The following is a 1,595-nucleotide window of genomic DNA, read 5'->3' as shown; positions in this document are numbered from 1 at the left end:
ATCGATTCTGGGTCGATCTGTTTCTGAAACTTTCAAAAAAGAATCATGTCGAGTGGGCTTAGCCTATGGACGACCCTGTCGGACTTACGCGTATGACATTCAGATTCTCCTGACCGGCGAGGCAAGCGGCACTGCAAAACGCCTTATTCTTGGGCGTGAAGGTTGCCTGACAGGAGTCCATTGAAGTACGTTGCGCAACCCTCGTGGGGGCGCCTGCAGGGCAGGATGCCCCGAGATGGTAAGGTGATTTGGCAGTGACGGAACTCGCTGGCGATGTTGACAAGGCCAATCTATCCGCATCGCACTAACTAATCGCCGATTATTGACATCCCACGGCGGGCGCTGCAATCGTCCTAGCATCGAAGCACACCTACGCGGGCGCGGCTGACCTGGACAACGACTGGCCTCAAGCCGGCCGTCTCACCCCTGTAGATCCGGCGGCGACAGGCCTCGCCCGCGCTTATTTCCTCAGGCGAAAGATTCGCCTGCATTCCCGCCGATGTCGTATCAGCTAGGTTTCGAATATCCGGTACCGTCGGTGAACTGCCGGACGAATATCATGCGAGATGGGCTTCAGGCGGACTATCCCAGGGTAGCGACCAAGCCTGAGTCAACTCACAATCGTTTCATTGATCCCGGATATGCTTGTTACAGTAACCCCGCCTGCTCAGCCTCGCGGCGCAAATTCTGCCGTGGCCTGGGGCCGATCTGCTGGATCACCAGCCCGGCCGCCAGCGAGCCGAGGTGGCCGCAATCCTTGAGGCTGCGTCCGGTCGTGTAGCCGTAAAGGAAGCCGGCGGCATAAAGATCGCCGGCACCGGTCGTGTCGACCAGTTCCTTGATCTTTGTCGCCTGGATGGTGTCGGTCTCGTCGCCGCGCACGATGACCGAGCCTTTTTCCGAGCGCGTCACGGCGGCTATTCTGCAGTCTTTGCGGATCTGGGCCAGCGCCTCCTCGAAGGAAGCGGTCTGGTAGAGCGACTTGATCTCGTGGCTGTTGGCAAAGACGATGTCGACGGTGCCCGAACGCATCAGCTCGAGGAACTCGTCGCGATAACGGTCGACGCAGAAGGAATCCGACAGTGTCATCGACACTTCGCGGCCCGCCGCATGCGCCAGTTTCGCGGTCTGGCGGATGGCTTCCTTGGCGCGCGGCGGATCCCACAGATAACCCTCGAAATAGGTCACCTTGGCGCCAGCGGCCTTGTCGGCCTCGACATCCTCTGGGCCAAGCTCGACGCAGGCGCCGAGATAGGTGTTCATCGAACGCTCGCCGTCGGGCGTCACGAAGATCATCGAGCGTGCCGTCGGCGGTTCGCCCGCGAGCGGCCTGGTATCGAAGGCCACGCCCTGGGCCTTGATGTCGTGCGTGTAGATTTGGCCCAGCGCGTCGTTCGACAATTTGCCGAAGAAAGCGGCCCGTCCACCGAAGGAGGCGACGCCGGCCGCGCTGTTGCCGGCGCTGCCGCCGGAAGCCTCGATCGCCGGTCCCATGCGGCTGTAGAGCAGCTCGGCGCGCTTGGCGTCGATGAGGTTCATCGCGCCCTTGATGATGCCGTTGGTTTCGAGAAAAGCCTCGTCGCACTGCGCGATGA

The 1,595-nt window shown here is 61.1% G+C and carries 2 protein-coding genes; one reads left to right on the top strand and one right to left on the bottom strand.

Translation table 11 applies throughout. The features are described from left to right. Positions 1–184 (top strand): hypothetical protein (locus tag EOA33_RS39965; protein WP_210212645.1); only part of this gene is annotated, 184 nt, incomplete at its 5' end. A gap of 464 nt (positions 185–648) precedes the next feature. Here EOA33_RS39965 and EOA33_RS35060 read toward each other — a convergent pair. Then, on the bottom strand, positions 649–1,593 hold the full coding sequence (locus tag EOA33_RS35060; protein WP_245482537.1) for an adenosine kinase: 945 nt from the start codon (positions 1,591–1,593) through the stop codon (positions 649–651). Positions 1,594–1,595: the final 2 nt, after the last annotated feature.

It is taken from the genome of Mesorhizobium sp. M4A.F.Ca.ET.050.02.1.1 (assembly GCF_003997725.1).
In the GTDB taxonomy this organism is placed as follows: Bacteria; Pseudomonadota; Alphaproteobacteria; order Rhizobiales; family Rhizobiaceae; genus Mesorhizobium.
This window is presented reverse-complemented; position numbering and strand designations above follow the sequence as displayed.